A 3,521-nucleotide genomic window follows, 5' to 3' on the forward strand; every position below is an offset into this window, starting at 1 on the left:
GACGGCGACGTCGACGCCGCCCTGCTCGGCGAGCCGGGGGCGTGGACGCTCGTCGGCTCCGACGGCGTCGACCCGGACGTCGCCGCCGCGGTCAGCGCGACGGTGGCGACCGATGCGCTCGAGCGCAACGCCGCGGCCGCCGGGACCACTGTCGCCGATCTCACCGCGGGCTCGGTCGTCGAGGAGCGTCTCCTCGAGGCCGACGGGGCGGACGACGAGGGGGTCCAGGTGATAGCCGGGTTCGTGTTCGTCTTCCTCTTCTACATGGCGGCGATCCTCTTCGGATACGCGATCGCCAACAGCGTCGTGGAGGAGAAGCAGTCGCGGATCGTCGAGATCCTCGCCGCCGCCATCCCGCTGCGGCAGCTACTCGTCGGCAAGGTCGTCGGGGCCACGGCCCTCGCCCTGGGCCAGATGGTGATCTTCGTGGCCATCGGCCTGATCGGCCTCAGCTTCACCGACTACGCCACCCTGCTGCCGTCGGTCGCCGGCGCGGCGGTCTGGTACCTGGTGCTCTTCGTCATCGGATTCGTCGCGCTGGCGTGCCTGTTCGCCGTCGCCGGCGCGATGGCCACCCGCGCCGAGGACGTCCAGACCACGACCTCCCCCCTGCTCACGGTCATCATGATCGTATTCTTCGGAGGCCTCTTCCTGCAGGACACGTGGCAGGTCATCGGCTCCTACGTGCCCATCATGTCGACGGTGACGATGCCGATCCGCCTGGTTGCCGGCACGGCGTCGTGGTGGGAGCCGGCCGTCGCCACCGTGATCACGCTCGTCACCGCCGCGGTGATCATCCGGATCGCCGAGCGGGTCTACCGCCGGTCGATCATGCAGACCGGACGCAAGCTCACGTACCGCGAGGCGCTGACCCTGACGGAGTGACCTGGCTGTCGACCAGTCGGTAACCCTGGCCGCGGACGGTCTCGATGGCGTGGGCCCCGAACGGGGCGTCGATCTTGCGGCGCAGGTAGCCGACGTAGACCTCGACGATGTTGTCGTCCCCATCGTAGGCGGAGTCCCACACGGCCCGCATGATCTGCGCCTTGGACACCACCTGGTTGCGGTTGCGGATGAGGTACTCGAGCACCGCGTACTCCCTGGCGGTCACGCTGATCCGGGTGTCGCCCCGGCGGACCTCCCGGGCGGCGGGGTCCACGACGAGGTCACCGGCCTCGAAGGTGGCGGGGCGTTCGGGTGCGCCGCGGCGCACGAGGGCCCGGAGCCTCGCCTCGAGGACGACGAACGAGAACGGCTTGACCAGGTAGTCGTCGGCTCCGAGGTCGAACGCGTCGGCCTCGTCGTACTCGCCGTCCTTGGCGGTGAGCATGAGCACCGGGGTCCAGATGCCGCGCTGCCGCATCTCGCGGACCACCTCGTATCCGCTGCGGCGCGGCATCATGATGTCCAGCACGACGACGTCGAAGTCGTCGCCGCAGGCCATCTCGAGACCGGCCTCGCCGTCTGGGGCGGTCTCCACGGACCACCCGCCCGCGGCGAGGCCGCGGCGGAGGCTCTCGCGCAGCGCCGGCTCGTCGTCGACCACCAGGACCCGCATCGGCTCGCCGCCCTATCCCTGCGGGTCGATCTCCTGGTCCATCCGCTCGGCGGGGACCAGCGAATCCGCGTGGCGGCGGACGACCTTGGCGGGCACTCCCGCCACGGTGGTGTGGGGCGGGACCTCGTGCAGGACGACCGAACCGGCGGCGACCTTCGAGCAGTCGCCGACGCGGACGTTGCCGAGCACGATCGAGCCCGCCGAGAGCAGGACGCCGGAACCGATCTTGGGATGCCGGTCGCCGTCCTCGTTCCCCGTGCCGCCGAGGGTGACGCCCTGGAGGATCGAGACGCCGTCGCCGATCACGCAGGTCTCCCCCACGACGATGCCGGTGGCGTGGTCGACGAGGATGCCCGAGCCCACCCGCGCGGCCGGGTGGATGTCCATCGCGAAGACCTCGGAGATGCGGCTCTGCAGGAACGACGCGGCCATCACGCGACCGGAGTTCCATATCTCGTGGGCGACGCGGTGCACCTGGAGGCCGAGGAAACCCTTGGCGAAGAGATAGGGCACCAGATAGTTGGGGTACGCCGGATTCCGCTCGTAGCTCACCACGAGGTCCGCGGCCACGGCGTCGAGGACGTGGGGGTGCTCGACCAGCACCGCCCGGATCTCCTTCTCCAGCACGTGGCGGCCGATCTCTGGCGTCGCGATCCGGGACGCGGCGAGCCGCGCCAGGGATTCACCGAGGTCGTCGCACCCGTCGATGAGGTCCAGGACCAGACCCGCGATCAGCGGTTCGTTCCGGCTCGAGGTCGCGTCGAGCGACAAGCGGTTCCAGACGGCGCGGACGGAGGAGTCGGCCTCCGCCTGCGGGACGCACGGGTTCTCGATGCTCAGCTCGATGGTCACCTGATACAGCGTAGGCGTGTGCGGCGACGCGGGGCGAGTCACGGCCGAATCGCCCGGGCCGGGCCACGCCTCGACGCCCCTCGCCGGGCCCGGCAGGATGGGGACATGATCCTCATCAACGTGCGCTTTGACGTCAAAGACGAATTCGCCGACTCCTGGCTCGACATCACCCGGGAGTTCACCGAGGCCACCCGCGCCGAGGCGGGCAACCTGTGGTTCGACTGGTACCGCTCGCCGGAGTCGCCGAACACCTACCTGCTGTGCGAGGCGTTCCGCGAGGGTGACGCGCCGGCCCGGCACGTGAAGTCGGACCACTTCCAGCATTTCACGGGGTCAGCCGCCCAGTATCTCGAGCGCACGCCGCGCATCATCAACACCACGGCAGAGGGCGATCAGTGGGGCACGATGGGCGAGATCACCGTCGAGTGACCGCCGCCGGGTAGCCGTGCGCCCCGGCCTCACCGGCCCGCGAGATCGCGGACGCGGACGACGCCGGGGCGAGCGGCACCGCCGCTGGTGGATCAGATGGAGCTACCGAGGGCCGACTGCGCGAGCGCGAGCGGGTCGATCGGCCACCACTGGCCGTAGTCGAGCGCGTAGACGCGGTTGAGGTCCGACACCACACCGCCGACGGTGACCTGCTGGCGGACCGGCAGCTGGTGGATCGTCGCGGCCGGGTTGAGCCGCCCGCCGGAGCCCCAGTCGTGCTGCCAGAAGTACTGCCCGAGGCCGATCTGACGGCACCAGTCGATGGTCGGCGCGTTGGCGTACACGCCCAGCTTCATGCCGGAGCCGTGCAGGTGGGCGCGCCAGCGCTCGAGGTACGGGCGGATCTGGTTGTCGAACTGCCAGCGGGTGGGGTCGTCGTCGATCGCCACGTACATCGGCACGCCCGACGGACCGCCGGCGTCGCGGTGGATGCGGATGCCGATGGGCGCGTGGTGATCGCCGGCGCCGGCGCCGCCGTGCCAGTCCGCGGTCTCGGCGCGACCGTACTGGTAGCAGGAGACCATGTTGAGTCCGTGGGCGCGGAAGTCGTCCACCTCGCGACGCCGCAGCGGCTTGCCCGTCATCCAGGCCGAGTTAGGGCGCTGGTTGGAGCAGTAGCGCA

The 3,521-nt window shown here is 70.4% G+C and carries 5 protein-coding genes; 2 read left to right on the forward strand and 3 right to left on the reverse strand.

Going from position 1 to position 3,521, the window contains the following annotated elements; genetic code table 11:
- A partial coding sequence (locus tag G6030_RS11590) for an ABC transporter permease (protein WP_182643223.1) occupies nucleotides 1-885 on the forward strand: 885 nt, incomplete at its 5' end.
- Here the strand turns inward: G6030_RS11590 and G6030_RS11595 are convergent.
- Both G6030_RS11595 and G6030_RS11600 read right to left on the reverse strand, forming a co-directional pair.
- Complete coding sequence (locus tag G6030_RS11595) at nucleotides 851-1,558, reverse strand: response regulator transcription factor (RefSeq protein ID WP_007631503.1); 708 nt, start codon at nucleotides 1,556-1,558, stop codon at nucleotides 851-853. The two genes, G6030_RS11590 and G6030_RS11595, sit on opposite strands and share 35 nt — an antisense overlap.
- Before the next feature lie 12 nt (nucleotides 1,559-1,570).
- Entirely contained in the window at nucleotides 1,571-2,410 is an 840-nt protein-coding gene (locus tag G6030_RS11600; protein ID WP_182643224.1) for a serine O-acetyltransferase, read from the reverse strand.
- A gap of 105 nt (nucleotides 2,411-2,515) precedes the next feature.
- Between G6030_RS11600 and G6030_RS11605 the strand changes: the two genes are divergently transcribed.
- Complete coding sequence (locus G6030_RS11605) at nucleotides 2,516-2,839, forward strand: putative quinol monooxygenase (protein ID WP_182643225.1); 324 nt, start codon at nucleotides 2,516-2,518, stop codon at nucleotides 2,837-2,839.
- 92 nt (nucleotides 2,840-2,931) lie between these two features.
- Here the strand turns inward: G6030_RS11605 and G6030_RS11610 are convergent.
- A partial coding sequence (locus tag G6030_RS11610) for a DUF1906 domain-containing protein (protein ID WP_182643226.1) occupies nucleotides 2,932-3,521 on the reverse strand: 590 nt, incomplete at its 5' end.

Source organism: Dietzia sp. E1 (assembly GCF_014145015.1).
GTDB lineage: Bacteria > Actinomycetota > Actinomycetes > Mycobacteriales > Mycobacteriaceae > Dietzia > Dietzia cinnamea_A.